The organism is Massilia terrae (genome assembly GCF_024753145.1).
Classification (GTDB): domain Bacteria; phylum Pseudomonadota; class Gammaproteobacteria; order Burkholderiales; family Burkholderiaceae_D; genus Telluria; species Telluria terrae.
This window is the reverse complement of sequence record NZ_JANUGU010000004.1, coordinates 432,101-459,064: the sequence shown is the minus strand read 5'-3', so window position 1 is coordinate 459,064 and position 26,964 is coordinate 432,101. Positions and strand designations below refer to the sequence as shown.

At 64.4% G+C, this 26,964-nt stretch carries 21 protein-coding genes; 15 read left to right on the top strand and 6 right to left on the bottom strand.

Annotated features, from left to right (window positions below; genetic code table 11):
• Positions 1–33: 33 nt before the first annotated feature.
• The 5 genes from rimP (at position 34) to truB (ending at position 6,466) form a co-directional block, all read left to right on the top strand.
• The gene (gene rimP, locus NX778_RS14995; protein WP_258812553.1) at positions 34–519 is read left to right on the top strand and encodes a ribosome maturation factor RimP; all 486 of its coding nucleotides are present in this window, start codon (positions 34–36) and stop codon (positions 517–519) included.
• Positions 516–2,084 carry a transcription termination factor NusA gene (gene nusA, locus NX778_RS14990; protein ID WP_258812552.1) on the top strand — a complete coding sequence of 523 codons (1,569 nt, stop codon included), beginning with the start codon at positions 516–518 and terminating at the stop codon, positions 2,082–2,084. Before rimP ends, nusA begins: the two co-directional genes overlap by 4 nt.
• A 46-nt stretch (positions 2,085–2,130) precedes the next feature.
• The gene (gene infB, locus NX778_RS14985; RefSeq protein ID WP_258812551.1) at positions 2,131–4,950 is read left to right on the top strand and encodes a translation initiation factor IF-2; all 2,820 of its coding nucleotides are present in this window, start codon (positions 2,131–2,133) and stop codon (positions 4,948–4,950) included.
• A gap of 185 nt (positions 4,951–5,135) precedes the next feature.
• Positions 5,136–5,549 carry a 30S ribosome-binding factor RbfA gene (gene rbfA, locus NX778_RS14980; RefSeq protein WP_258812550.1) on the top strand — a complete coding sequence of 138 codons (414 nt, stop codon included), beginning with the start codon at positions 5,136–5,138 and terminating at the stop codon, positions 5,547–5,549.
• Positions 5,546–6,466, top strand: a complete 921-nt coding sequence (truB, locus tag NX778_RS14975; RefSeq protein ID WP_258812549.1) for a tRNA pseudouridine(55) synthase TruB — start codon at positions 5,546–5,548, stop codon at positions 6,464–6,466. The genes rbfA and truB overlap by 4 nt, the downstream gene beginning before the upstream one ends.
• Positions 6,467–6,484: 18 nt before the next feature.
• On the opposite strand, the gene NX778_RS14970 is transcribed toward truB, so the two are convergent.
• The 3 genes from NX778_RS14970 to NX778_RS14960 are packed head-to-tail and all read right to left on the bottom strand — an operon-like array spanning position 6,485 to position 12,048.
• Positions 6,485–7,612: a hypothetical protein gene (locus tag NX778_RS14970; protein WP_258812548.1), complete on the bottom strand. Its 1,128-nt coding sequence runs from the start codon at positions 7,610–7,612 to the stop codon at positions 6,485–6,487.
• 3 nt (positions 7,613–7,615) lie between these two features.
• Positions 7,616–9,232, bottom strand: coding sequence for a hypothetical protein (locus tag NX778_RS14965; RefSeq protein WP_258812547.1), 1,617 nt, complete (start codon positions 9,230–9,232; stop codon positions 7,616–7,618).
• Positions 9,233–9,246: 14 nt separating this feature from the next.
• Complete coding sequence (locus NX778_RS14960) at positions 9,247–12,048, bottom strand: type VI secretion system Vgr family protein (RefSeq protein ID WP_258812546.1); 2,802 nt, start codon at positions 12,046–12,048, stop codon at positions 9,247–9,249.
• 287 nt (positions 12,049–12,335) lie between these two features.
• Between NX778_RS14960 and typA the strand changes: the two genes are divergently transcribed.
• Positions 12,336–14,171 (top strand): translational GTPase TypA, encoded by a 1,836-nt coding sequence (gene typA, locus NX778_RS14955; RefSeq protein WP_258812545.1) that lies wholly within the window; start codon positions 12,336–12,338, stop codon positions 14,169–14,171.
• 66 nt (positions 14,172–14,237) lie between these two features.
• Here the strand turns inward: typA and NX778_RS14950 are convergent, their stop codons facing one another.
• A complete protein-coding gene (locus NX778_RS14950) occupies positions 14,238–15,173 on the bottom strand; it encodes a DMT family transporter (RefSeq protein ID WP_258812544.1) in 936 nt (311 codons plus the stop codon).
• Between the two features lie 61 nt (positions 15,174–15,234).
• Positions 15,235–15,993, bottom strand: coding sequence for a helix-turn-helix transcriptional regulator (locus NX778_RS14945; RefSeq protein ID WP_258812543.1), 759 nt, complete (start codon positions 15,991–15,993; stop codon positions 15,235–15,237).
• A gap of 131 nt (positions 15,994–16,124) precedes the next feature.
• Between NX778_RS14945 and dusA the strand changes: the two genes are divergently transcribed.
• From dusA to NX778_RS14930, 3 genes are all read left to right on the top strand, one after another.
• A complete protein-coding gene (dusA, locus tag NX778_RS14940) occupies positions 16,125–17,159 on the top strand; it encodes a tRNA dihydrouridine(20/20a) synthase DusA (protein WP_370661336.1) in 1,035 nt (344 codons plus the stop codon).
• A 314-nt stretch (positions 17,160–17,473) separates the two neighbouring features.
• Entirely contained in the window at positions 17,474–19,264 is a 1,791-nt protein-coding gene (locus tag NX778_RS14935) for a methyl-accepting chemotaxis protein (RefSeq protein WP_258812542.1), read from the top strand.
• 45 nt (positions 19,265–19,309) lie between these two features.
• Entirely contained in the window at positions 19,310–19,660 is a 351-nt protein-coding gene (locus NX778_RS14930; RefSeq protein ID WP_258812541.1) for an energy transducer TonB, read from the top strand.
• A gap of 75 nt (positions 19,661–19,735) precedes the next feature.
• Here NX778_RS14930 and fdx read toward each other — a convergent pair whose 3' ends face one another.
• The gene (gene fdx, locus NX778_RS14925; protein ID WP_258812579.1) at positions 19,736–20,074 is read right to left on the bottom strand and encodes an ISC system 2Fe-2S type ferredoxin; all 339 of its coding nucleotides are present in this window, start codon (positions 20,072–20,074) and stop codon (positions 19,736–19,738) included.
• Between the two features lie 126 nt (positions 20,075–20,200).
• Here fdx and NX778_RS14920 point away from each other — a divergent pair, with 126 nt between their 5' ends.
• The 6 genes from NX778_RS14920 (at position 20,201) to NX778_RS14895 (ending at position 26,959) form a co-directional block, all read left to right on the top strand.
• Complete coding sequence (locus NX778_RS14920; protein WP_258812540.1) at positions 20,201–20,533, top strand: cytochrome c3 family protein; 333 nt, start codon at positions 20,201–20,203, stop codon at positions 20,531–20,533.
• A gap of 78 nt (positions 20,534–20,611) precedes the next feature.
• A complete protein-coding gene (locus NX778_RS14915; RefSeq protein WP_258812539.1) occupies positions 20,612–21,826 on the top strand; it encodes a M24 family metallopeptidase in 1,215 nt (404 codons plus the stop codon).
• 19 nt (positions 21,827–21,845) lie between these two features.
• On the top strand, positions 21,846–23,645 hold the full coding sequence (locus NX778_RS14910; protein WP_258812538.1) for a thiamine pyrophosphate-requiring protein: 1,800 nt from the start codon (positions 21,846–21,848) through the stop codon (positions 23,643–23,645).
• Between the two features lie 379 nt (positions 23,646–24,024).
• Positions 24,025–24,717: a hypothetical protein gene (locus NX778_RS14905; protein ID WP_258812537.1), complete on the top strand. Its 693-nt coding sequence runs from the start codon at positions 24,025–24,027 to the stop codon at positions 24,715–24,717.
• 11 nt (positions 24,718–24,728) lie between these two features.
• On the top strand, positions 24,729–25,337 hold the full coding sequence (locus NX778_RS14900) for a gluconate 2-dehydrogenase subunit 3 family protein (RefSeq protein WP_258812536.1): 609 nt from the start codon (positions 24,729–24,731) through the stop codon (positions 25,335–25,337).
• A gap of 56 nt (positions 25,338–25,393) precedes the next feature.
• A complete protein-coding gene (locus NX778_RS14895) occupies positions 25,394–26,959 on the top strand; it encodes a GMC family oxidoreductase (RefSeq protein ID WP_258812578.1) in 1,566 nt (521 codons plus the stop codon).
• Positions 26,960–26,964 lie beyond the last annotated feature (5 nt).

Below are 26,964 nucleotides of genomic sequence, written 5' to 3'. Positions count from 1 at the left end.
GTTGAACGGTTTTTTTCGCCCTGGAGAAGTGCGGTGCAGCAGTTTGAATTGATCGCCAAGACGGTCGCCGGCCTGGGCTATGAGCTCGTGGACGTCGAGCGCGGCGAACGCGGTATTTTGCGCGTGTACATTGATTTCCCGGCCGCGGACGCGGACGAGAAAGGTCCGATCACGGTCGAGGATTGCGCCACCGTGAGCCACCAATTGTCGCATGTGCTGACCGTGGAAAACGTCGATTACGAACGGCTCGAAATCTCTTCGCCCGGGCTGGACCGGCCGGTGCGCACGATGGCCGACTTCGCCCGGTTCGCCGGCTACGAAGCCACGGTCAAGCTGCGCGTGGCGGCCCCGGGCACGAACCGCAAGACCTTCACCGGCATCTTGCGCGCCCCCGAGGGCGACAAGGTCGGTCTGGAATTTGATAGCAAGGATGGTGCGGCGTTGTTGGAATTTACCCTCGCCGAATTGGACAAGGCACGTTTGGTGCCGCAGGTGGATTTTAGGAGCCGCAAAGCATGAGTCGCGAAGTTTTGTTATTGGTTGATGCGCTGGCGCGCGAAAAGAACGTCGATAAGGAAGTCGTGTTCGGGGCGCTCGAGTTCGCCCTGGCCCAGGCGACCAAAAAACGCTACGAAGGCGAAGTCGACATCCGTGTGTCCATCGACCGCGAAACCGGCGAGTTCGAGTCTTTCCGCCGCTGGCACGTCGTTCCCGACGAGGCCGGCCTGCAGCTGCCTGACCAGGAAATCCTGCACTTCGAAGCCAAAGAGCAGATCCCCGACATCGAAGTCGACGAGTACATCGAAGAGCCGATCGAGTCGGTGGAATTCGGCCGCCGCTTCGCCCAAGACACCAAACAGGTCGTGCTGCAGCGCGTGCGCGACGCCGAGCGCGAGCAGATCCTGCAAGACTTCCTCGAGCGCGGCGACGCCCTGGTGACCGGCACCATCAAGCGCATGGAGCGCGGCGACGCCATCGTCGAATCCGGCAAGATCGAAGCGCGCCTGCCGCGCGACCAGATGATCCCGAAGGAAAACCTGCGCATCGGCGACCGCGTGCGCGCCTTCATCCTGCGCGTCGACCGCAATATGCGCGGCCCGCAGGTCATCCTGTCGCGCACCGCGCCGGACTTCATCATGAAGCTGTTCGAGCTGGAAGTGCCCGAAATCGAGCAAGGCCTGCTGCAGATTAAATCGGCCGCCCGCGACCCGGGCGTGCGTGCCAAGATCGCCGTCTACACCTCCGACAAGCGCATCGACCCGATCGGCACCTGCGTCGGCATGCGCGGTTCGCGCGTGCAGGCCGTCACCGGCGAGCTGGGCGGCGAACGCGTGGACATCGTGCTGTGGTCGGAAGACCCGGCCCAGTTTGTCATCGGCGCGCTGGCCCCGGCCAACGTGTCCTCGATCATGGTCGACGAGGAAAAGCACGCGATGGACGTGGTGGTCGACGAAGAGAACCTGGCGATCGCGATCGGCCGTTCGGGCCAGAACGTGCGCCTGGCGTCCGAGCTGACCGGCTGGAAGATCAACATCATGACCGCCGAAGAATCGGCCAACAAGGTCGCCCAGGAAACCGCTGCCATCCGCACGCTGTTCATGGAACGCCTGGACGTCGACCAGGAAGTGGCCGACATCCTGGTCGAGGAAGGTTTCGCCAGCCTTGAAGAAATCGCCTACGTCCCCATTTCGGAAATGCTCGATATCGAGTCGTTCGACGAAGACACCGTCAACGAACTGCGCACTCGCGCCCGCGACGCGCTGGTGACCGAAGCGATCGCCTCCGAAGAAGGCCTGGAAGGCATGGAGGACGCGCTGGTCCACCTGGACGGCATGGACCGCACCACCGCCGGCAAGCTTGGCCTGGCAGGGATCAAGACCCTCGAACAATTCGCCGGCCTGGCCTATGACGAATTCGGCGCCATCCTGGCACTGCCGACCGACCGCGCGCGCGAACTGATCAAGAACGAGTTTAACGATGTGACCGACGACGAGATGAAACTGGTCGACGCCAAATACGACGACCGTGCCAAGGGGCTGCAGGCGAAAGCCTGGAGCCAGGTGGAAGCCACCGCCAAGGCGTAATTAGCATTTCTTATCATCTGTCGCGACACATAGAAAAGAGGACTGAATGGCGAGTAACAACGTAGCCCAATTTGCCACCGAACTGAAGATGCCTGCAGACCTGCTGCTGACGCAGCTGCGTTCTGCCGGCGTCGAGAAAAGTTCGACGTCAGATCCCTTGTCGAAGGATGATAAGGACAAGCTGCTCGACCACCTGCGCCGCACGCACGGCGCCGGTACGCAAACCGAAAAGAAGAAAATCACCATCACGCGCAAGGAAACCACCGAGATCAAGCAGGCTGATGCGACCGGCAAGTCGCGCACGATCCAGGTCGAAGTGCGCAAGAAGCGCACCTTCGTGCAGCGCGATGACCAGCTGGCCGCGCCCGCCGCCGCCCCGGCGGAAGCGGCCGCTCCGGCAGTCGATCCGGCCGACGTGGCGCGCCGTGAGGAAGAGGCGCTTCGCCAGCGCGAGCTGATCGCGCGCCAGGAAGCCGAGCTGCGCGAGAAGCAGGAGCGCCTGGCCAAGCTGGAAGCCGAGAAGGAAGCCCAGGCCAAGGCCGCCGAAGAACAAGCCAAGCGTGACGCCGCCGCCGCCGCCAAGCGCGACGCCGAGCGCAAGGCCGCCGAAACGGCCGGCGCCGCCGCCGCCAAGAGCGATGCCACGCGCAAGGCCGAAGACGAAGAAGCCAAGCGCAAGGCCGAAGCCGCCGCCAAGGAAGCCGCCGAACGCGCCGCCGAAACCGAGCGCGCGCGCAAGGCCGTGGCCGACGAGGTCGCACAGATCCGCCTGATGATGAGCCAGCCGCGCCGCGTGATCAAGGCGCCGGAGCCGACCCCGGCCCCGGTGGCCGCCAAGGCCAAGCCGGCCGAAGGCACGCTGCACAAGCCGGCCGACAAAAAGCCTGCGGAAGCCAAACCCGGCGACGCGGCCAAGAAGGGCGACAAGAAATCGATCAAGTCGGCCAATGTGGCCTCGACCTGGTCGGACGACAAGAAGCGCGGCGGCGCGGGCATCAAGACCCGTGGCGCGGCGCCGGTCGGCCGCGATGGCTGGCGCGGTGGCGCCAAGGGCCGTCGCTCGCATGGCGAAGACCGCGAATCGAATTTCCAGGCGCCGACCGAGGCGAAGGTGCATGACGTGTACGTGCCGGAAACCATCACCGTGGCCGAACTGGCGCACAAGATGGCGGTCAAGGCATCCGAGGTCATCAAGCAGCTGATGAAGCTGGGCCAGATGTGCACCATCAACCAGGTGCTGGACCAGGAAACCGCGATGATCGTGGTCGAGGAAATGGGCCACAAGGCGCACGCCGCCGCGGTGGACGATCCGGAAGCGATCCTGGCCGACCAGGGCGAGCAGACTCACTACGAGTCGAGCCCGCGCGCGCCGGTGGTCACGGTCATGGGCCACGTCGACCACGGCAAGACCTCGCTGCTGGACTACATCCGCCGCGCCAAGGTCGCCGCGGGCGAAGCCGGCGGCATTACCCAGCACATCGGTGCGTACCACGTGGACACCCCGCGCGGCACCATCACCTTCCTCGACACCCCGGGCCACGAGGCGTTCACCGCCATGCGTGCCCGCGGCGCCAAGGCGACCGACATCGTCATCCTGGTGGTGGCGGCGGACGACGGCGTGATGCCGCAGACCAAGGAAGCAATCGCCCACGCAAAAGCCGCCGGCGTGCCGCTGGTGGTCGCGATCAACAAGATCGACAAGCAGGGTGCCAACCCGGACCGCGTGACGCAGGAACTGGTGGCCGAAGGCGTGGTGCCGGAAGAGTACGGCGGCGATTCGCCGTTCGTCCCGGTGTCGGCCAAGACCGGCCAGAACATCGACACGCTGCTTGAGAACGTGTTGCTGCAGGCCGAAGTGCTGGAGCTGAAGGCCCCGGTCGAAGCCCCGGCCAAAGGCCTGGTCGTCGAAGCGCGCCTGGACAAGGGCCGCGGCCCGGTCGCCACCATCCTGGTGCAGGCCGGTACGCTCAAGCGCGGCGACGTCGTGCTGGCGGGCTCGTCCTACGGCCGCGTCCGCGCGATGCTGGACGAGAACGGCAAGGCGATCGCCGAAGCCGGTCCGTCGATCCCGGTCGAGATCCAGGGCCTGACCGAAGTGCCGGCCGCTGGTGAAGAAGTGATGGTGATGGCCGACGAGCGCAAGGCGCGTGAAATCGCGCTGTTCCGTCAAGGTAAGTTCCGCGACGTCAAACTGGCCAAGCAGCAAGCTGCCAAGCTGGAGAACATGTTCGACCAGATGGCCGAAGGCGAAGTCAAGAACGTGCCGCTCATCATCAAGGCCGACGTGCAGGGTTCGCAGGAAGCGCTGGTGGGCTCGCTGCAGAAGCTGTCGACCTCGGAAGTGCGGGTGCAGATCGTGCACGCGGCCGTGGGCGGCATCTCGGAATCGGACGTCAACCTGGCGGTCGCATCGAAGGCGGTCATCATCGGCTTCAACGCCCGTGCCGACGCGTCGGCGCGCAAGCTGGCCGAAGCCAATGGCGTCGACATCCGCTACTACAACATCATTTACGACGCGATCGACGACATCAAGGCAGCGATGTCGGGCATGCTGGCGCCGGAGAAGCGCGAGCACGTCACCGGCCAGGTCGAGATCCGCCAGGTCATCATGGTGTCGAAGGTGGGCGCGATCGCGGGCTGCCTGGTCACCGATGGCGTGGTCAAGCGTACCTCCTCGGTCCGCCTGCTGCGCAACAACCTGGTCGTGTGGACCGGCGAGATCGACTCGCTCAAGCGCTTCAAGGACGACGTCAAGGAAGTCCGTGCCGGCCTGGAGTGCGGTCTGTCGCTGAAGAACTACAACGACATCCAGGTGGGCGACCAGCTGGAAGTGTTCGAAATCCAGGAAGTGGCCCGTACGCTGTAAGAACGCGCGGGCGGCGAGCCTTGGTAGTACCATCGAGGGGTCAGGGAGTTTGCGCTCCCTGGCCCCAAGTTTTATTGAGTTACCCTAAACACCGTCGTCCCCGCGCAGGCGGGGACCCATGCTGAGTTTGCTGAAGAGGCCACCGCAGATGTGCTTCGCATCCAACATGGGACAGGATAAAAACAATGGCAAAACACAGCAAAAGCATCCCCCAGCGCGGCCAGCGCGTCGCCGACCAGATCCAGCGCGACCTGTCCGAGCTCATCAGCTTCGAGCTGAAGGACCCGCGCGTCGGCATGATCACGCTCACCGAAGTGCAGCTCACGCCCGACTACGCGCACGCGAAGGTCTATTTCACCCTGCTCAAGGACAGCCCGGAAGCGGTGCGCGACACCCTGGCCGGCCTGAACAAGGCCTCCGGCTTCCTGCGCAACCTGCTCGGCAAGCGCCTGCACATCCACACGCTGCCGCAGCTGCACTTCATCCACGACACCTCGACCATGCGCGGCATGGCGATGTCGGCGCTGATCGACCAGGCGATGGCGACCACCCGTCCGGCGGAAGAGGCCAACGCCGACGAAGACGCGGATTCCGAGTGAGCGAGCGTCCGATCAAGAAAGCGCGCGATCTGGTCGATGGCGTGCTACTGCTCGACAAGCCGGTTGGCCTGTCCTCGAATGACGCGCTGATCAAGGCCAAGCGCGTGCTCAACGCGAAGAAGGCCGGCCACACCGGCACGCTGGACCCGTTCGCGACCGGTCTCCTGCCGCTGTGCTTCGGCGAGGCGACCAAGTTCTCGCAGGACTTGCTGGAAGCCGACAAGACCTACGAGGCGACGGTCCACCTGGGCATCATGACCAATACCGGCGACACCGAAGGCGACGTCATCGAGCGGCGCGAGGTCGACGTGACGCTCGAGCAGATCGAAGCGGCGCTGGCGCGCTTTCGCGGGCCGATCATGCAGGTGCCGCCGATGTACTCGGCTTTGAAGCGTGACGGCAAGGCGCTGTACGAGTACGCGCGCGAAGGCGTGACGCTGGAGCGCGAGGCGCGGCCGGTGACGATCCACGGACTCGAATTCATCGCCTACGAAGCGCCGATGCTGAAGATCCGCGTTACCTGCAGCAAGGGCACCTATGTGCGCGTGCTGGGCGAGGACATCGGCGCCGCGCTCGGCTGCGGCGCGCACCTGAACGCGCTGCGCCGCACCGGCGTCGGCGGGCTGATGGCCGAGAATATGATCACGCTGGAAGACCTGCAAGCCCACCCCGATCCGCGCTCGCTGCTGGCGCCGGTGGATGCGCTGCTGTCATCCTTCCCGCGCGTCGACCTGACGCCGGAGCTAGCCAAGCGCTTCCTCAACGGCCAGCGGCTCGCGCTGGGCAAGGAACCGGTGACGGTGCCGGCGGAGCAGGGCAGGGTGCGCGTGTACGAGGCGGACAAGCTGCTCGGCACCGCGATCTTGCAGGAGTATTCGATTCTCGCGCCAGAGCGTCTGATCGCCAAACCGGATTGAGTTGCCATCGACCCGCGCTTACGATCGCTGGTCTGCATCCCACTGCCAGATCGTTTCCCCATATCCCGAGTTCACGCTCGGCATTTGCTCCCCTCTTGCAAAGTGCCGACGCGAACCCGGGGAAGACGGTGTGAAGTAGAAGCCGGACTCTGTGCATGCCTGGCCCGCCTTGAATTTCCTTATGCCCGGCGTTGGCGACGGCGTCGAACCACTTGGCACACTGAGGTCTTCGAATTCACCGGGAATTGGTTCGACAAGCATCCAAGTGCATTCTTTACTCGTGAAAGCGGATCGGGCGACGGCGGACGGAGCTAACGAGGCCTCAGGTTCTCCATCAGAAAGAACCTCATGCCGAATACCTCGGGCCAAAGGTTCTGACAGGACGAACCGAAGCATTTTCTCTTCATCGAACCAGAGGGTGTTACGTCCAACGGCTGCGAGCGCGGCCAAGCCCAGTTCATTGAAGGTGTTTGCAAGACGAAGCCTCACTCCCCCGTGCTCCGCCCAAGCGAATTGTAATGACGCATGAGGCTCGTCGGGTGAAAAATAAACACCGGTCCGAGCCGGAAGCGCTCCGGTCTCGACTTGGGAATCAGGCCTGACCCGGAACTTTGGGATTCGATGAGTGAGCGATTCGAACGCTGGATAGCTGTAAGCGAAGCAGAAATCATCCCATCTATTCTCATACTCGTTAACAGTATCGTCAAATTCGTTGGCCGTCTTGCTAATAGTGCTGAGCGCGACCTTTAACATTTCTTCTTCAGAGGGCGTAGTCCAGTCGAGTGAGTATTCGTAAATTCCCCGAAGGCATTCGTTTACGCCACTAACCTGGAAGCGATTTGTTGCACGACGAGCAACTGCTTGAGCAAGTGAAGCTTGCAGATCTTTGAGGAAAGGCCACGCATGATTGGACCAGTTTTCTGACGTATTTCTGTTGCCCCAAATTGGATCCCTGAAGAGACGGTCCCGGTCTTGTGCTTTTGCGAGTTCCAGCAGCGGATCGACTAATCCAGTAAGAAGATCGGATACCATCTTATGCAGTTTTCGCAGATACTCTTCTGACGTGAAAAAGTACAGCATGGCAGCCTGCTTTGTCTGCCATGCCGTTAGGCTGAAGCCATTGCATTGCGCAGTCGCTTTGATCATCGTTCACCTCGCCTTTGCTGTCACTTGTCCCGGTAGCGCCGGGAGGCCAATTTTCGAAGACGTGCCTGCGCCGTCGAATTCACTATATCCCCACCCTGTCTCGAACGGCCCATGTATATTGGGATGGCTGATCTGGGCCCTCAGGGATAGATGGGACTGAAAGAACGCCTGCTTTTGTTGTGGGGACAGGTGCGCAGTGGTCGCGTCAACTTCGGCCTGTGTCATTGGTTTGCCGAGCCGAGCTTGCTTACCTGCGATCACCGGATAGTAGAGCAATGTGTCATTCCGATGATCGGTGCGCGAAAGACTAAAAATGATCTGTTCAAAGCCACCCTCCAGCTCGTATCCTGGCAACGTACCGCGTTGCTGACTTGACGCAATCCCGCGCCATACATTCAGCGATTCTCCGGCTTTGATCTCGTAAATCACAAACTGACCGTCCGCATTCCAATCTGGCCATACTGCCAAATGCTTTCGCCACTCAGCCTTTGGATCAGACGAACGCTGGATCTTCTTGAATACTTCTTCGGATATCCAGCACTCACTCATCGCTCGACTATTCGGCGACAGGATTCTATACAGGCGCGCAGGTCCCTTGATTGTGTCGGCAGCTAGCGTATGAAACGATTGGATGTTCTGATCCGTAAGTTCAGGAAAAATCTCTTTGGGATCTCGCGGTGCTCCGGATGCGTCTTTTCGTTTGGTTTTTTTCTCAATGGTCCCCCGCGCCGACTTGGGGTTTAGCCCGGAATATGTCGATTTCTTTGCCGGTGTCAGCCACGACGGCTTCCGCTTCCGCATCAGCGCTACGGCCGCGCTCTCTGGCAGCGCGCCGCGGAAGTGGATGTTGGCGACGTCGATGATGCCGCGTTGCTCTTCCAGCGCTTGCATTTCTAGGCGATGCACGATGGTGTCGATGCAGTCCTGCACTGGCCTCAAGGCTTGTGCCAGTTTGGCGTCTGCCAGTGATCGGATTTTTTGTATCTCAACGACGCAAGCCTTGGCCTTTCCACCGAGGACGGGGACGAACTCGACTTTGGCGGCAAGTTCCTTGAGGACCGTAATGGCTCCATCGAAGGCGGCTATGAGCTCGCGAGGATTGATCTTGGACCTTATGAGCCTGATCTCCTCGGCCAACCACTTGAAGCAGTTGTCCGCGTTGTGCGCCTTGAGGTATTTTTGAACATCCTTTCGCCTGAGGAAGGAGATAACCCAGCTCATTGCCGCGTTTATCGCTTCGTGCGCCGCATGGCCCCCGGCGCGCCCGACAAAACCGAAAAAGATCTTGAGGACTCCTTTCGCCAAGGACCCCAAGGTTGGGAAAAGCCCGATCAGCGTAAGCGCCAACGCGATCCAGCCACTTGCCTCACCGGGCTCTTTTGAAAGCTTCCTGCAGTTTGCAATCAGGTCTCGTACATCGCAGACCTGATCAACCAGTGGGATCATTGAAATCCCTGCATCGACCAATAACTGTTTTGTCGACCGGTTTTCATTGAAATCGCCCTCGATCGCTTCCCACAGCCAAACGAAGGGATTCGAGCTCGGTTCTTGCGCTTGTTCCGCGGACTCGGTGGTCCACGCCAGCGCATCACGCATCTGGGTAGTATTTGCACTTGCCATGCAAACCCTCCGACTCAGCCGTTTATTTGAAGGAGCATCTCAAGTGGCGGATGAGGCTGCTCTTTGATCGGCTTTCGCGGCACGTACACGACCTTCTTTACCGGCTTGTTCGCCACGTTCTCGTGCAGTGCCTTGCCGTTCTTGTCGAGCGTTCCAGTCAGGACCGGGCCGCCAACGAAATGAATTTGATAGTCCACGTCCGGGATCCCCTCGGCTGACTCGGGATCGATGTAGTTCAGTGCGATCCAGTGCCTGGCTTGCGGAGCTAATTCGCCAGGCAGGTTGCGCAGGTTCGCCGAGTGGCGTGAGCCACCGTCGAAAAGATGCTGGCCGCTCTTGACCGAGAAATTCCCCGGACAGGCGAACCTGATGTCGCCGCCATCGAGCGTGATTGCCGATTGGCCGGCCTGGAGCACGATCTTCTGCTTTGCTGCGATTTCGATGCTGTCATTGACTGAGATGACGGTCACTTCGCCATCAGCGAGGATTTCCAGTTGATCCGTATGCGCCTGAAGCGACACGGGTCCATTCGCCGCAACGACCTTGATTCCTCCGGCGTGACTGAAGAAGCTTGCAGCGTTGCCGGCCACCGACGACAGGGTGTACCCGGCTGCGACATGCACGTCGGATTGCGAAGTCCAGTGCAGTTGCTGCCCGGCGTAGATCGCCGTGGATGCCGGCGTGGCCCAATTGATGTTGGCCGCCGAATCCATTAACACGAACGACGCGCCGAATTTTTCGACTGGGCTACCCGCATCCAGATCGCGGCTGCCGCTTTTCGCTTTCAAGGCCTGCTGGCCATTCACAGGCCCGACATATTTCCCCTTTGCCTTCGGATCGATCTGTTCGATGAAGTCGGCCTGCGCCTGCGAAGCGTCCTTGCTGAACAGGGCCTGCTGCTGGGCTGCCGCGCCGGACATCACCTGGTCCAAAGCCTGCGCCCCCTTCATTTGCGAGACGGCTTCCGCGACCTCCATCTGCGTGGATGTCACGCCGCTGCCGAGCGACGGCCTCGCGCGCGTAGACAACAGCACGCCTTCACCACCGCGCACGACCGCCCAGGCTTCGGTACGCAGCTCGAAGCCGCTACCGCGGTAGCATCCACGCTCAGCCGAACCGGGCAGCTGGTCGACGAGATAGCCCAGGTTCAGCTGCGTCGACGCCGTGCTGGTGGCCAGCCGGGTGCGTAACTGGGCGCGTGTGTCGTCTAGTTGCCATTGATTGAAACCACTGCCGTCGAAGCTGGTGCTGTGGATCCCGGATAGCACGCCAGCATGACCAATATTCGAATCGACGCCGGCCGAGAAGGGCGGCAAGTCCGAGCCCGTGTAGAGCTGCGCGACGATCAGCGGCCGGTCCATGTCGCCTTCGATGAAGTCGACCAGGACTTCGGTCCCGATGCGTGGCGTGAATTGCGTGCCCCAGTTGGGACCGGCAAGCGCCTCGGCAACGCGTACCCAGGTGCTGGAGCTGTCATCGCCAGGCGCGTTTCCATCGCGATCGGTGTCGTGGGCCTGTCCGCCCGGGTTTGGACGCGCGCCACGCTGCCACGCGAACTGGATCTTCACCTGGTGGTCACGCGTCGTCGTGGACATCGCATCGGGCAGGCCGACCACGAGCGCAGTCTGCGGGCCAAGTGCCGTGGAAGCATGCGGGGTCGAAGTCTGCGGCGGCACAATGGCGACGACATCGCGCACACAGGCAAACGTGTTGCGATAGGTTCCCTGTTCCGCCGCCCGAGGTGCGGCCGACGCGATCCCCGCAGCCTGCAGGTTGTTGCGCGCCTCATGCCGCACCCACAGCACGGTGAAGGCGTTCTCGCCGTCCGGATAGCGTTCGTGCTGCGTCAGTTCGAACGCATGGCCAGTGGCCATTCGCCGTACCGCACCGGCGCCTTCAAAGACCTTGTTTTCCAGCTCCAGCGCCTTCAGCATCAGGTCGCTGTGATGGCGCGCGCTGTCGCTCGCAATCCGCTCCCCGCTACCGTCGTAGACCTGCAGTTGCGGTAGCTCGCCCACGTTCAGGTGCGAACATTGCTCGGCCGCAGGCGCCGTCAGCTTCGACGGATCCCAGCTGCTGATCGAAACCGCGTTCGCCGCAACCTGGCGGCGCGCGCGAAATTCATCGATGGCGTCATCGGTTTCCGTGGCGCGCACGCCATGAAATCGAACGCCGCCTGAGACAGGCGCTTGCGCCATGCTGTCGAAGATGACCAGACGGTGGCACCCGCCGTCCTCCGGATCGTGCTCGAAGCGCCAGCTCAATCCTTCCAATGCCAGCAAGCGTACGAAGAATTCGAAATCGGTTTCCCGATACTGCGTGCAAATGGACCGCACCGCCAGCGCCTGCGTGATGTCGAACTCGAACCGCACCAGCGGATAATCCGACAACAGTTCCGTCACGATGCCGCGCGCATCCTTGTCCTGGAAGATGTGGCTATCGCGCCTCAAGCCCAGCAGCGACAGCGCCGGCTCCAGCCGCAGCCGGTAGCGCGCCACGCCGCCATCGGCGCCGAGCCACGAGGCGGCAGTGCAGATGCCGTGCCAAGCGCGCCGACTGCCATCCGGCTGCAGCAGGCCGATCGTCATCTCCTCACCGATAAACCGCGCCAGCTCAAGGTCGGTGGACACGCTCAGCGCGTCGACCTCGAAGCAGAACGGTTCGTTGACCGCTTCCCGCCCCGTGAACTGCTCGACCACCAGCGACTCGGGCAGTCCGCTGCGCTGGCTTGTTGCAATCGTGATCAGCCGGGCGTGCTGGGCGAGCCCCGTCCCGAACAGGCCGAGCGATGCAAATTCGGGTAGCGCCTTGGTCATCGGAACATTCCTTTCGCGTCGGCTTTGCCTATCGGAAGGATGTTACTGAAGGGCATGGGTACGGATATGACCCCGCGCAAGCATCGTCGCTGCCAGCGTTTTGAGACGGAAACGGCCGGCATCCGCCGCGAAAAGCGGAGCCGGAACCACAAGCCGTTGAAAATCCACGCGTTTTCGCCACACCGGGCTACAGGCCCATGTCGCAACCGTGTTATACTAGCCGGCTATGCTAAATCGGCAGTCCTGGCCCGTCCGTACTCCCGCCACTCTCTCACGCTGGATAGACAATGTCACAAACCAAACGCGCGATTCGTAATATCGCAATCATCGCCCACGTTGACCACGGTAAAACCACCCTGGTCGACCAGCTGCTGCGTCAGTCGGGCACCTTCCGCGAAAACCAGCAGGTCGATACCCGGGTCATGGACTCGAACGACCTCGAAAAGGAACGCGGTATTACCATCCTGTCGAAGAACTGCGCGGTCGAGTACGAAGGTACCCACATCAACATCGTCGACACCCCGGGCCACGCCGACTTCGGCGGTGAGGTCGAGCGCGTGCTGTCGATGGTCGACTCGGTCCTGCTGCTGGTCGACGCCCAGGAAGGCCCGATGCCGCAGACCCGCTTCGTGACCCGCAAGGCGCTGGCGCTGGGCCTGAAGCCGATCGTGGTGCTGAACAAGATCGACCGTCCGGGCGCACGCGCCGAGTGGGCGATCAACCAGACCTTCGAACTGTTCGACAAGCTCGGCGCAACCGACGAGCAGCTCGACTTCCCGGTCATCTACGCTTCGGGCCTGAACGGCTACGCCGGCCTGACCGAAGACGTGCGCGACGGCGACATGAAGCCGCTGTTCGAAGCGATCCTCAAATACGTGCCGGTGCGTGAAGACAATCCGGACGGCCCGCTGCAGATGCAGATCACCTCGCTGGACTACTCGTCCTACGTGGGCAAGATCGGCATCGGCCGCATCAGCCGCGGCCGTATCAAGGCCGGCCAGGACGTGGTCATCATGAACGGTCCGGACTCGACCCCGATCAAGGGCCGCATCAACCAGGTGTTGAACTTCAAGGGCCTGGAGCGCGTGCTGGTCGATGAAGCCGTTGCCGGCGACATCGTGCTGATCAACGGTATCGAAGATATCGGCATCGGTTCGACCGTGTGCGCACCGGACGTGCCGGAGGCGCTGCCGATGCTGACCGTCGACGAGCCGACCCTGACCATGAATTTCATGGTCAACAATTCGCCGCTGGCCGGCCGCGAAGGCAAGTTCGTGACCAGCCGCCAGCTGCGCGACCGCCTGGAACGCGAACTGAAGTCGAACGTTGCGCTGCGCGTGCTGCCGACCCCGGACGACACCGTGTTCGAAGTGTCGGGCCGTGGCGAGCTGCACCTGACCATCCTGCTGGAAAATATGCGCCGAGAAGGCTTCGAGCTGGCCGTGTCGCGTCCGCGCGTCGTGTTCAAGGAAATCGACGGCGTCAAGTGCGAGCCGTACGAGAACCTGACCGTCGACGTCGAAGAAGTCAACCAGGGCGGCGTGATGGAAGAACTGGGCCGCCGCCGTGGCGACCTGCAGAACATGGAACCGGACGGCAAGGGCCGCGTGCGCCTCGAGTACCGCATCCCGGCGCGTGGCCTGATCGGCTTCCAGGGCGACTTCATGACCCTGACCCGCGGCACCGGCCTGATGAGCCACGTGTTCGACGCCTACTCGCCGGTCGACAACGGCAAGGGCGAACTGGCCGGCCGCCGCAACGGCGTGCTGATCTCGCAGGATGACGGCCAGGCCGTCGCCTACGCACTGTGGAAGCTGCAGGACCGCGGCCGCATGTTCGTCGAGCACAACACCCCGGTGTACGAAGGCATGATCATCGGTATCCACTCGCGTGACAACGACCTGGTGGTCAACCCGATCAAGGGCAAGCAGCTGACTAACGTGCGCGCCTCGGGCACCGACGAAGCCGTGCGCCTGGTGCCGCCGATCGTGATGTCGCTGGAGTACGCGGTCGAGTTCATCGAGGACGACGAACTGGTCGAGATCACGCCGAAGAGCATCCGCCTGCGCAAGCGCTTCCTGAAGGAACACGAGCGCAAGAAGGCCAGCCGCGAAGCCGCGTAAGCGTTCGCTGCTCAATAAAAAACCCGCTGCCTGCGAAGGCCGCGGGTTTTTTTTCGTTGGCAGGTTTTATTCCGCGTGGACTTCCGAGGGGCGATGGGCGGAGGCGCATGACAGCACGCCGGCCACCAGCAGTACCATCGCCAGCGTTTCCAGCGCGGTCGGCCAGCGGGCTTCCCACAGGAAGCCGTACAGCAGCGCGAACAGGGTCTCGAACACGATCAACTGCCCGGACATGGTCAGTGGCAGCAGGCGGCTGGCGCGGTTCCACAGCGCGTTGCCGATCACCGAGCAGAACAGGGCCACCGCACTCATCACACCGGCAAAGTAGAGCCATTCGGACGACGTGTGCGCGATCGACGTCAGCAGGAAAGCGGGAACCGCCAGCAGCAGCGCTTGCGCGCCCGTCACGACGCCGGTCAGCAAGCTCCATTCGTGGGCCGTGACATGCGACAGGCGATCCAGCCAGCGGCTGTTGCCGACTGCGTAGGTGGTCCACGACACCAGCGAGCCGATCGCGCACAGCAGGCCGACGAATGAAGCTTTCGGCCCCGAGGACAGCGCAGGCCAGCTGATGCAGACCAGCCCGGCCGCACTCAGCACCAGCGATGGGAGCAGGCGCGCCAGCGGCACCGCGCCGTGGTCGCGGCTGCCGACCAGCGTCACGGTGACCGGCAGCATCCCGATCACCAGCGAGGTCATGGCCACCCCACCGAGGCGCACCGCGTTCGCCAGGAACACGTAGTAGATGATGTTGCCGGTAAAGCTGAGCCAGCACAGGGCGCGCCATTCCTTCCAGCTCAGGATGGCGATCACGCGTCGCCAGGAGGGTGCGAGCAGGGCCGCCGCGATGGCGCCGTAGGCCAGGTAGCGCCCGGCCGACAGCTGGATCGGCAGGAAGCCGCGCGTCAGTTCGGGCGTGAGGAAGACCAGCCCCCAGAAGGCGCCGGCCAGTACGCCCGCGCCAACGCCGAGCAAGATGTTCTGTGATGCGAATCGATGCATGAAATTAATTCCCCCGAGCCAGCGATGATGCCGTGGCCGCGCCGGGAAGTCTTGACCGGGTCTACTGCCGAGTTGACCCGTTCTCCCGGCTTTGGCGGCGGTACGCTGCCGGCGTCAGGCCGGAAGCCTTGCGCAAGGCGCGGGTGAGGGCACTTTGTTCCGAGAAGCCTGCGCGCAGGGCGAGCTCGGCTATCGGCAGCTCGGTGCTGGCCAGCCACTCGCGCACGCGGGCGAGCCGGTGCGCCTGCAGCCAGCCGTGCGGGGTGGTGTCGAGTTGTTCGCGAAACAGCGCGTGCAGCCGGCTGACGCTCAGGCCGACGGCGGCGGCCATCGACTCCGTCGTCCACGGCAGGCCGGGCTCCGCTTCGATGCGGGCCAGCAGCACGGCCAGGCGCGAAGCGGGGCGCGGAGCATCCAGCGCAAGCGCGTCCAGCAGCAGCGGCACCCAGCCATGCAGGACGCCGGGCGCGAGCCTGCCGCCATCGGCCATCAGGCCCATGAACTCGACCAGCTTGCGGGTCGCGGGGCCGATGTCGTGGAATTGCCGTTCGCGCAGGCGCTCCGACACCGCCGGGACGACAGTGCCGAGGTCGAGGTCGAGGATGATCGAGCGGTTGGGCGCATCGCCGAACGTGGAGTGCCAGGCGCCGGTATCGACGAAGGCAATGCGCAGCGGATCGGCGCGCCCGGCCCGGCCGTCGATGTCGAGCAGCAGCTCGCCGCTCAGCGGCAGCACCAGCTGGGCGAAGGCGTGGCGGTCCGGCGGGAGGCCGCGGCCGTAGCTGCGCAGGTGAAGATCGGCGGGTGGGATCAGGGACATGCTGCTTCGAAATGAATACCTCATATCAGTGTAGCATCAAGGGCGTGAGCGTACCGGGAGCGCCAAGCCCGCTGGGCCGGCTTGCGGTAAAATGGCCGGCTTTGCCGTCGCGCTTTCCGCAGTTTCCAGCCATGAACAAGATGTCCATCGAATCCCGCACCGTTCCCGCCGCTCCGGTCAGACCCGGCGCGCGCAGGCTGTCGGTTGCGCCCATGATGGACTGGACCGACCGCCACTGCCGCGTGTTCCACCGCCAGATCACGCGCCACACTTTCCTGTACACGGAAATGGTGACCACGGGGGCGCTGGTCCACGGCGACGTCGCGCGCCACCTGCGCTACAGCGAGATCGAGCATCCGGTCGCCCTGCAACTGGGCGGCAGCGATCCGGCCGAGCTGGCGCACAGCGCGCGCCTGGGCGAGCAGTGGGGCTACGACGAGATCAACCTGAACTGCGGCTGCCCGTCCGAGCGGGTGCAGAAGGGCGCGTTCGGCGCCTGCCTGATGTCCGAGCCGCAATTGGTGGCCGATTGCGTCAAGGCGATGCGCGACGCGGTGTCGATCGACGTGACGGTCAAGCACCGGATCGGCATCGACAATATCGAGGATGCGGGCTTCGTGCGCGATTTCGTCGGCACCGTGGCCGACGCCGGCTGCAAGACTTTCATCGTCCACGCCCGCAATGCCATCCTCAAGGGCCTGTCGCCGAAGGAAAACCGCGAGATCCCGCCGTTGAAATACGAGGTCGCCTACGACCTCAAGCGCCAGTTCCCCGACCTGGAAATCCTGATCAACGGCGGCATCAAGTCGGACGACGAGATCGCGCGCCACCTGGAGCACGTGGACGGCGTCATGCTGGGCCGCGAGGCCTATCACAACCCGTGGGTGATGGCCGGCTGGGACCAGCGCTTTTACGGGGATGCCGCGCCCGCGAAGACCCGCGAACAGGTGCTGGAGGCGATGATTCCCTACATCGCCCGCGAGCTGGCCGAGTACGGCAAGCACGGCCTGAAGCTGAACAGCATCACGCGCCACATGCTGGGCCTGATGTCCGGCCTGCCGGGTGCCCGCGCGTTCCGCCAGATGTTGTCCGATCCGAAGCGCCTGGCAGAAGGCAATCCGGAACTGCTGCTGGAAGCCGCCGCCCGCATGCCGCGCGCGGCCTGAACCGGCGCGGCCTGTCGGTCGCGCACCACAATTCTCTTGTCCTTACATTAATACGACAACATTTTGCTTGCCGTAAGGAAACACTCATCTCTATAATTCCGGTTCTGCCGCCGCGAATGGTCAATCCTGTAATGATTGTTGTGAACCCGTAACAAACTTACGGGGCTCTACTAAATCTTTCTACACGGCCAGTGTTTTGGATTATTCTCACACAAATACGCTAGTTGCTCTGCGGAAGCAAAATTGACAATACCATTGTCGATGCAGCAGCGGGCGATCAATCAAAAGTGAGAGAGAGAGAGAGAAGGGACCAAATGAATTTGACGAATATGAAGGTCGGAATGCGCCTGGGCCTCGGTTTTGCCCTGGTGCTGGTGCTGCTGGTCGTCGTGACCGTTGTCGGCATCCTGCGCATGGCGCAGATTCAGGACCGCCTCGACCACGTGGTCGGCGTGAACAACGTCGTGACCGGGCTCGTGGTCGATATGCGCAACAACGTCAGCGAACGCGTCACGTCCCTGCGCACCCTCACCCTGATGACCAGCGCGGACGACATGGAACCTGAACTGAACAAGTTCAAGGAACAGACCCGCAAATACGACGAAGTGCAGGCCAAGCTGGACGCCAAGTTCGCGGCCGAATCGTCGCAGCAGGAAAAGACCCTGCTGGCGGCCGTGAAGGAAGCCGAAGGCGTGGCGATGCCGGCGATCGGCAAGGCATCCGAGCTGTACCTGGCCAACAAGGCCGAGGACGCCACCCGCGTGATGATCAAGGAAATCCGTCCGGCCCAGAAGAAGTGGATGGATTCGCTGGAGCAGCTGGCCGCGCTCGAGCAGAAGCTCAATGCCCAGGCCCAGACCGACGCCGAAACCGCGTTCTCGAATGCCCGTAACTTCATGCTGGTGATGCTGGGGCTGGCCGTGGCCATGGGCGTGGCCGCCGCGTGGGTGATCTCGCGCAGCCTGCTCAAGCAACTGGGCGGCGAGCCTGGCTACACCGCCAGCATTGCCGGCAGCATCGCGCACGGCGACCTGTCGATCCGCATCGATACCCCGGTCAACGACCGCGGCAGCCTGCTGGTCGAGATGCGCGAGATGCGCAACAGCCTGGTCGACATCGTGGCCCAGGTGCGCCGCGGGACCGAGACCATCGGCACCGCCTCGCGCGAAATCGCCGCCGGCAACCTGGACCTGTCCTCGCGTACCGAACTGCAGGCCAGCTCGCTGGAGAAGACCGCATCGGCGATGGAAGAACTGACCACCACCGTGCGCCAGAACGCCGAGAACGCCCGCGAAGCGAACCAGCTGGCCGCCAGCGCCTCGGACGTCGCGCGCAAGGGTGGTGAAGTGGTGTCGCAGGTGGTCGGCACCATGGGCGAGATCAATAGCTCGGCTAACAAGATTGCAGACATCATCGGCGTGATCGACGGTATCGCCTTCCAGACCAACATCCTGGCGCTGAACGCGGCGGTGGAAGCCGCCCGCGCCGGCGAGCAGGGCCGCGGCTTCGCGGTGGTGGCATCCGAAGTGCGCAATCTGGCGCAACGCTCGGCTGCCGCGGCAAAAGAGATCAAGACCCTGATCGGCGATTCGGTCGAGAAGGTCGAACGCGGCAGCAAGCTGGTCGGCCAGGCCGGTGTGACGATGGAAGAAGTGGTGTCGAGCGTTAAGCGCGTGACCGACATCATGAGCGACATCGCCGCCGCCAGCGCCGAGCAGAGCGCCGGCATCGAACAGGTCAACCTGTCGATCATCGAGATGGACAGCATGACCCAGCAGAACGCATCGCTGGTGGAAGAGGCCGCTGCCGCCGCGCAGAGCCTGCAGGACCAGGCCGGCGAGCTGTCGCGCGTGGTCAGCATCTTCAAACTGGACGAGAACGACGCGCACCGCACTGAACCGTCGGTGGCCCTGGCCGCGCCGGTCGCCGCCAGCGTGCCGGCGGTGGTGCGCGCGCCGGCCCGCCGCGCCGGCAACCGCGCCGGGATCAAGAAGCCCGCCGCCGCCGCGCCGGCGGCCGCGCGCGCCGACAGCGCCGAGCCGCCGGCCCGGCCGAAAGCCCCCGCCACCGCCGCGACGGCAGGCGACGAGTGGGAAGAATTCTAAGCAGTACAGCAACAACCAATAAGCAAAAATTTAGAGGGAAATGGTATGTCTACGAAAAAGCCTTATGTGAATGTCTTTGCGGGCCTGGTCCTGGCCGGTGTGGCCGGCCTGGCCGCCGCCGGTGAAGTGCCCGCCAGCTTCGATGCGTCGAAGTGCAAGGTCGAGTATCCGAAGGCATCTCTGCTGAACGAAGAGCAAGGCACGACGTCGATGTCCTTCCTGATCAACACGGACGGCAGCGTGGCCGACTCGAAGCTGGAAAAGTCGAGCGGCTCGAAGAACCTGGACAAGGCAGCGCTGAAAGGCCTGGCCGCGTGCAAGTTCAAGCCGGGCACCAAGGACGGCGCGCCGGCCCAGACCTGGACCCGCGTCGACTACGCCTGGAAGCTGGACTGATCCAAACCCTTCGCGCGGCCGGCTGGCCGCGCAGCAATACCACAAGCGCTGGGATGGCAGCCTGACGGTTGCCGCTCAGCCTTTTTCTTTTTCCAGATTAATCGAGTAGCGCGGGATCTCGACCACGAGGTCCTGGTCGCCAATGATGGCCTGGCATGACAGGCGCGAGGCCGGCTCCAAGCCCCACGCGCGGTCGAGCATGTCCTCTTCGTCTTCTTCCGGCGGGTTCAGGGAATCGTAGCCTTCGCGCACGATCACGTGGCAGGTGGTGCAGGCGCCGACCTTCCCACAAGCATGTTCTATTTCCACGCCATGGTCGAGCAGGGCGTCGCACAGGGAGCTCGGGCCTTCGGCCTCGAAGCTGGCGCCGTCCGGCGCGAACTCGGGATGTGGCAGTACGGTAACGTTCGGCATCATCAATCACGCTGTGATATTTTGACCAGTGTAGTCCTTCCGACAGGGGCAAGGTCAAGGGATGAAATACTGAAATATTAGACCCCTGCGGCTATCTGTTTTCGTTCGAACTTCCGACCGTCAACCATGGCCCAGGCGTTTCACCCTGCTACCGTTCTTGCGCTCAAGCTCGGCTTCATCGCCTGCCTCTTTGCATTGCTGGGCGCGGTTTTCCTGGCGCGTTGGCGCATGAGCTCGCCGTCGGCGGGCGGCACCGTGGTGGAACAGCCGATTCCTTTCAGCCACCAGCACCACGTGAGCGACGACGGCATCGACTGCCGCTATTGCCACACCTCCGTTGAAAAATCGCGCTTCGCGGGCTTGCCGTCGACCGACATCTGCCTGAGCTGCCATGCGCAGCTGTACCGCGACGCGCCGATGCTGGCGCTGAGCTTGCGGCCCAGGCGCCGCTGGTTCTGACCGGAAGCGTACGCCGCGGCCCGGAAAACAGGACTACCATTTTGTTCAAATGTTCTTTCGGCCTGTGGACACCAGACGATGACTGCAACGCAACCCGGACCCGCGGAACGACTGGAAAGGCTGAGCTCGGCGATGCGCGAGCAGGGCATGTCGGCGCTGGTCTGCACGCGCAATCTCAACGTCCTGCTGGTCAGCGGATTCTGGCCGGTCACCGGCAACGCGATCGCGGTCGTCACCGACGAGCCGCGCGTGGCGCTGGTGGTGCCGGAGGACGCGCGCGAGCTGGCCGGCCGCGGCTGGGCCGACCGCATCGAGACCTACCAGCTCGGCTCGCTCGACAAGCTGGAAACGGTGCCCGCCGCGTTGTTCGGCACGGTCGAGGCGATCCTGAGGCCGCGCGCCGGCTCCCTGCAGAAGATCGGCATCGAAATGGGCCCGGCCCACCTGCCGGCCGGCTATCCCTCGCTGTACGTGTTCGGCAACGCCTTGCGCGCGCGGCTGGCGCAAACCTTTTCGCACGCGACGCTGGCCGCCGCCGATGACTTGCTGGCCGCCCAGCGCATGCGGCCCACGCCGCTGGAGCTCGATGGCATCCGCGCCTCCTGCGGCATCGCGGCCGAAGCCTACCGGCGCGGCGCCGCCGAGCTGCGTGCCGGCGTGCCGGAATCCGACACCGTGACCGGTTTCCGCCGCGCCTACACCGAGCGCGCCACGCGCCAGCCATCCGTGAGCAGGGCCGACAGTTTTTTCTACTGTATGTCCGGCGCGAACGCCGCCGGCGCCTGGGCCGCCTTCCAGCAGTCGCACGCGACACCGTTGGCGGAAGGCGTGCCTGTGCTGGTGCATTGCAACTCCTATGCGGACGGCTACTGGACCGACCTCACGCGCACCTATGTCATCGGCGAACCCGGTGAGCCGCTGCGCCGCATTTTCGACAGCCTGGCGCGGGCGCGCGACGCGGCGCTGGCCGAAATCAGGCCCGGTGTGCCAGCGCGCGAAGTGGACGGCGCCGCCCGTGGCGTGCTGGAGCAGGCCGGCTACGGCGCCGCCTTCAAGCATGCGCTCGGGCACGGAGTCGGCTTCGCGGCCATCGACCACAACGAGCCGCCGCGCATCCATCCCGCCTCGCACGAAGTGCTGGAGGAAGGCATGGTGTTCAACATCGAGCCCGGCGTCTACCTCGACGGCTGGGGTGGCGCGCGCGACTGCAATATGGTCGCCGTGACGGCCGCTGGCTGCGAACTGCTCTCCCCATTTCAACAATCACCGGACGAATGGTGCATTCGTCCCTGAACGGAAAGGAATCCTCATCATGGCCAAGACAGTCGGAGACTTCATCGTCGAGCGTTTATATGACTGGGGCGTGCGCCGCATCTTCGGCTACCCCGGCGACGGCATCAATGGCGTGCTCGGGGCGCTGCAGCGGTTCGGCAAGGACAAGATCACCTTCGTGCAAGTGCGCCACGAGGAAATGGCGGCCTTCATGGCCTGCGCCTACGCCAAGTTTACCGGCGAGCTGGGCGTGTGTCTGTCCACCGGCGGCCCCGGCGCCACCCACCTGCTCACCGGGCTGTACGACGCCAAGCTCGACCACATGCCGGTGCTGGCGATCACCGGCCAGGCCCCGCGCACGGCGCGCGGCGCGCACTACCAGCAGGAACTCAACCTCGACCGCGTGTTCTCGGACGTCGCCGAATACGTGCAGGAAGCCGAGGCGCCGTCGCAAGTGCGGCACCTGGTCGACTCCTGCCTGCGCATCGCGATGGCGCGGCGCGGCGTGTCGGTGCTGGTGCTGCCGGGCGACCTGCAGGACATGCCCTACGAGGACCCGCCGCGCCACCACGGCTCGGTGCAGTCCGGCATGGGCTATGTGCGCCCGACCGTGCTGCCGCACGACGCCGACCTGCGCCGCGCCGCCGACGTGCTCAATGCCGGCAGCAAGGTCGCGATGCTGGTCGGCGCCGGCGCCATCGGATCTTCCGACGAAGTGGAGACCATCGCGCGCAAGCTGAACGCGGGCGTGGCCAAGGCGCTGCTCGGCAAGTCCGTGCTGTCGGACGATTTGCCCTGGGTGACCGGCGCGATCGGCTACCTCGGCACCGAGCCCAGCTACGACATGATGATGCAATGCGACACCCTGCTGATGGTCGGCACCGGCTTCCCCTACAGCGAGTTCCTGCCGAAGCAGGGTAAGGTGCGCGGGGTGCAGATCGACATCGACCCGGCCATGCTCAGCATCCGCTTCCCCTGCGAAGTGAACCTGCACGGCGACGCCGGCGCCACCCTGCGCGCGCTGCTGCCGCTGCTGAAGGACAGGCCGGCCGGCGGGCCGTGGCGCGAACGCATCGAAAAGCACGTGCGCGAGTGGTGGAAGACGCTGGAGGAGCGGGCGCTGGCGAAGGCCGACCCGATCAATCCGCAGCGCGTGGCCTACGAGCTGTCGCCGCAGCTGCCGAAGGACGTGATCATCACGAGCGATTCCGGTTCCTGCGCCAACTGGTACGCGCGCGACCTGAAGATCCGGCCGGGCATGGAGTGTTCGCTGTCCGGCAGCCTGGCCTCGATGGGGGCGGCGGTGCCGTACGCGATCGCGGCCAAGTTCGCGCACCCGTCGCGGCCGGTGATCGCGATGGTGGGCGACGGCGCCATGCAGATGAATAACATGGCCGAGCTGATCACGATCGTGAAGTACTGGAAGACCTGGGCCAACCCGACCTGCGTGATCTGCGTGTTCAATAACGAGGACCTGAACCAGGTGACGTGGGAACAGCGCGTGATGCAGGGTGATCCGAAGTTCGAGGCGACCCAGCGGATTCCGGACGTGCCCTATCACCGCTTTGCCGAGCTGATCGGGCTGAAGGGCATCTTCTGCAATGATCCGGACAAGGTGGAAGGGGCGTGGAAGGAGGCGCTGGCGGCCAACTGCCCGGTGGTGATCGAGTTCAAGACCGACCCGGAAGTGCCGCCACTGCCGTCGCACATCACCTTCGAGAACGCGCGCAAGTTCGCGTCGGCCACGTTTAAGGGGGATCCAAACGAGTCGGGCATGCTGGGCGGGATGGTGCGGCAAGTCCTGAGCGGCATCCTGCCCGGGGACAAGCATGAGGGATGAGGCGGCCATCAGGCGTGCGCCCAGCGCAAGCTCGCCCACGGCCGTTGCGCTTGGCGCGGTGTGCCTTGGCGGGGCCGTGCTTGCCTTGCTGTTCTCGCGTCGAGCAGTCGTCGCTGCGCCGCAAAGTATTTCACCTAACCTGAAAACCGTCGTCCCGGCGGAGGCCGGGACCCATGCTGAGTACGCAAGCACACTGCCTGGCGCCGAAGGCCCACCTGCTCAAACGTTCCATGGGTCCCCGCCTGCGCGGGGACGACGTGCATGGGGTAGTGGTCCGAACGTTGAGGCCGCGAAGCAGTGCGCTCAGCGTGGGTCCCGGCCTGCGCCGGGACGACGTGTTGATGCTGGTGGCCTTTACCAAGCGGCTGCGCTGCTAGCCTTGTCCGTCCTCCTCGACAGCGCCGTCGAACACACGCGCGGCAGCTTCGAAAACCCCGGCATGTTCGCCCCGCTCGCAAGCTCCTTCGCGACCGCGCTCGCCGCCGCACGCTCCACCCCCGGCACCGCGATCTACAGCACCGCGCTCGCCATCGGCGCCGCCGGCAGCGCCTTCCATATCTACAACGTCGCGCGCCGTCCCGGCGGCTTCTGCTGGCAGAACCTGTTCTACGCGGCCCCGCTCGGCGCGCCCGCGGCGCTCGGCCTGGCCGGCATCCTCGGCCTCGCCGCGCAGCGCCTTCAGCTGCACCCGGGCAGCGCGCCGGGCCGCCGCGCCATCTGCGCCGTGGCAGGCATCGGCATGGCCGGCAGCGCCGCCGAAGCGGCGTTGCTGCATTTCCGCGGCGCCTATCACCGCCCGGCCATGTGGCTGCCCGTCACCGTGCCGCCCATCGGCGCCATCTTCCTGTTGCGCGCCGCCACCGGCGCCCGCGACCGCCTCGCCCGCGCCTGGCTCGGCCTGACCGCGCTGCTCGGCGTGATTGGCGTCGCCTTCCACGCCAACGGCATCGCGAAGCAGATGGGCGGCTGGTCCAACTGGCGCCAGAATGTGCTGAGCGGTCCGCCCTTGCCCGCACCGCCCAGCTTCCTCGCACTCGCGCTGGCCGGCCGCGCCGCCCTCGCCGCACGCTGAGGAGGAGGGCGATGGAGCCAGCCTACCCGAACTACAACGTCCTCGACAAATGGAATAGTCCTTCGTTCGACGACAAGACAAGGCGTGTGCTCCGCGAACGCCTGTCCAACGTTCCGCCGCGCCGCTTCTTCACCGAGCGTGAATGGCAGGTGCTCGACGCCCTGTGCGCCCGCGTGCTGCCCCAGCCCGACCGCGCCGAACCGATCCCGATCACACCCTGGATCGACGCCCAGCTCCACGACAATGTGCAGGAAGGCTTCCGCTACGCCCACATGCCGGACCAGCGCCGGGCCTGGCAGCGCGGCCTCGCCGCCATCGATGCCGAAGCGCGCTACCGCCACGACACCGGCTTCGCCGAGGTGGAGCCGCCAGAAGCCGATGCGCTACTGGCCGACCTCGAACAGGACCGCGCCAACGCCGACATCTGGAAGGACCTGAAGCCCGACTGGTTCTTCGTGACCGTGCTGGTGAAAACCATCGCAGGCTATTACTACTCGCATCCCGACGCCTGGAGCGAAATCGGCTTCGGCGGTCCCGCCAGCCCGCGCGGCTATGTGCGGCTCAACTTCAACCAGCGCGACGCCTGGGAAGGCAAGGAGGCCAAGTGGACGAAGAGGTGATCCGTGCCGCCGACGGCCGTGCCCCCGACGTGTTCACGCCCGGCGGCTGGGTGCCGATGCGCGAGTTTTCGCTGAACGAGCCGGTCGACTTCGCGATTGTCGGCGCCGGCGCCGGCGGCGCCACGCTGGCCTGCAAACTGGCCGAGCATGGTTTCTCGGTGGTGGTGCTGGAGGCCGGCCCATTCTGGCGCCCGCTCGACGACTTCGCGTCCGATGAACTGGAAATGCAAAAGCTCTACTGGACCGATGAACGCATCACCGGCGGCGACGACCCCATCGCACTGGGCGGCAATAACTGCGGCCGCGGCGTCGGCGGCTCCACCGTCCACTTCAGCATGATCTCGCTGCGCATGCGGCCCGAGTGGTTCCAATCCGAGGACCTGCTCGGCTACGGCATCGACTGGCCGATCACCTACGACGAACTCGCGCCTTACTATCGCGAAGCCGAGCTGGCCCTGCGCGTAGCCGGCCCGGTGCGCTATCCCTGGGGACCAGCGCGCGAGCGCTATCCCTACCGCGAGCACGAACTGAATGCCGCCGCGCTGGTGCTGGCGCGCGGCGCCGAACGGCTCGGCATCGGCTGGGCCGCGACCCCGCTGGCCACCTTGTCCGCACCCGGCGGCAAGTCGCCGCCCTGCGTCTACCGAGGCTTCTGCAATTTCGGCTGTTCGACCAACGCCAAGCAAAGCGCCCTGGTCACCTGGATCCCGCGCGCGCTGGCCGCCGGCGCCGAAGTGCGCGACCTCGCCATGGCCGGCAACATCGACATCGACGGGGAAGGGCGCTGCACCGGCATCCACTATATGCGCGAAGGCCGCTGGCGCTTCCAGCCCGCCCGCAACGTGGTGGTCTCCGGCTACGCGATCGAGACCCCGCGCCTGCTGCTCAACTCTGCCTGTCCGCGTTTCTCGCAAGGGCTGGCCAACAGCTCGGGCCTGGTCGGCACCCACCTGACCACGCACGCCGGGCCGGGCGTGTGGGCGACCTACGACGAGGAGATCCGCTGGTACAAGGCGCCGCCCAATATGGCCGTCACCGAGCACTGGAACTACAACGACGACGGCAAGGACTGCTACGGCGGCTACGCCTTCATGAGCCAGGGGCCATTGCCGCGCGCGTGGGCCCAGATCCAGGCCACCGAGCGTCACCTGTGGGGCGCCCGCCTGCGCGAGGAAATGCTCAAGTACAACCACATGGCCGGCTTCGTCGCGGTGGCGGAGACCGAGCCGCGCGAACAGAACCGGGTCGAGGTCGTGCCCGATGAAGTGGACCAGTACGGCCTGCCGATCCCGCGCGTGATCTTTTCGTATTCCGACAACGACCGGCGGCTGCAGCGCCATGCGGTGCAGTCGATGAGCGCGGTGCTGGAGGCGGCCGGCGGCTACGACCTGTGGACCAGCACCGACACCAGCCACCTGATGGGCACTTGCCGCATGGGCAGCGAACCGGAGGACAGCGTGGTCAACGCCGACGGCCGCAGCTGGGACATCCCCAACCTGTGGATCTGTGACGGCTCGCTGTTCCCGACCTGCGGCGGGGTCAATCCCTCGTTGACGATCCAGGCGCTGGCCTGCCGCATGGGCGACCGCATCCGCGCGCTGGCGGCGCGCGGCGAATTGTAGAGGAG

What these genes read in the sequence shown, in the direction of transcription:
- NX778_RS14935 (WP_258812542.1), top strand. Translation starts at nt 17,474, where the DNA reads ATGAATTTGACGAATATGAAGGTCGGAATGCGCCTGGGCCTCGGTTTT.
- NX778_RS14950 (WP_258812544.1), bottom strand. Translation starts at nt 15,173, where the DNA reads ATGCATCGATTCGCATCACAGAACATCTTGCTCGGCGTTGGCGCGGGC.
- dusA (WP_370661336.1), top strand. Translation starts at nt 16,125, where the DNA reads ATGAACAAGATGTCCATCGAATCCCGCACCGTTCCCGCCGCTCCGGTC.
- NX778_RS14970 (WP_258812548.1), bottom strand. Translation starts at nt 7,612, where the DNA reads ATGATCAAAGCGACTGCGCAATGCAATGGCTTCAGCCTAACGGCATGG.
- fdx (WP_258812579.1), bottom strand. Translation starts at nt 20,074, where the DNA reads ATGCCGAACGTTACCGTACTGCCACATCCCGAGTTCGCGCCGGACGGC.
- NX778_RS14920 (WP_258812540.1), top strand. Translation starts at nt 20,201, where the DNA reads ATGGCCCAGGCGTTTCACCCTGCTACCGTTCTTGCGCTCAAGCTCGGC.
- NX778_RS14910 (WP_258812538.1), top strand. Translation starts at nt 21,846, where the DNA reads ATGGCCAAGACAGTCGGAGACTTCATCGTCGAGCGTTTATATGACTGG.
- NX778_RS14915 (WP_258812539.1), top strand. Translation starts at nt 20,612, where the DNA reads ATGACTGCAACGCAACCCGGACCCGCGGAACGACTGGAAAGGCTGAGC.
- infB (WP_258812551.1), top strand. Translation starts at nt 2,131, where the DNA reads ATGGCGAGTAACAACGTAGCCCAATTTGCCACCGAACTGAAGATGCCT.
- typA (WP_258812545.1), top strand. Translation starts at nt 12,336, where the DNA reads ATGTCACAAACCAAACGCGCGATTCGTAATATCGCAATCATCGCCCAC.
- NX778_RS14945 (WP_258812543.1), bottom strand. Translation starts at nt 15,993, where the DNA reads ATGTCCCTGATCCCACCCGCCGATCTTCACCTGCGCAGCTACGGCCGC.
- NX778_RS14930 (WP_258812541.1), top strand. Translation starts at nt 19,310, where the DNA reads ATGTCTACGAAAAAGCCTTATGTGAATGTCTTTGCGGGCCTGGTCCTG.
- NX778_RS14965 (WP_258812547.1), bottom strand. Translation starts at nt 9,232, where the DNA reads ATGGCAAGTGCAAATACTACCCAGATGCGTGATGCGCTGGCGTGGACC.
- NX778_RS14960 (WP_258812546.1), bottom strand. Translation starts at nt 12,048, where the DNA reads ATGACCAAGGCGCTACCCGAATTTGCATCGCTCGGCCTGTTCGGGACG.
- rbfA (WP_258812550.1), top strand. Translation starts at nt 5,136, where the DNA reads ATGGCAAAACACAGCAAAAGCATCCCCCAGCGCGGCCAGCGCGTCGCC.
- NX778_RS14900 (WP_258812536.1), top strand. Translation starts at nt 24,729, where the DNA reads ATGGAGCCAGCCTACCCGAACTACAACGTCCTCGACAAATGGAATAGT.
- nusA (WP_258812552.1), top strand. Translation starts at nt 516, where the DNA reads ATGAGTCGCGAAGTTTTGTTATTGGTTGATGCGCTGGCGCGCGAAAAG.
- NX778_RS14895 (WP_258812578.1), top strand. Translation starts at nt 25,394, where the DNA reads ATGCGCGAGTTTTCGCTGAACGAGCCGGTCGACTTCGCGATTGTCGGC.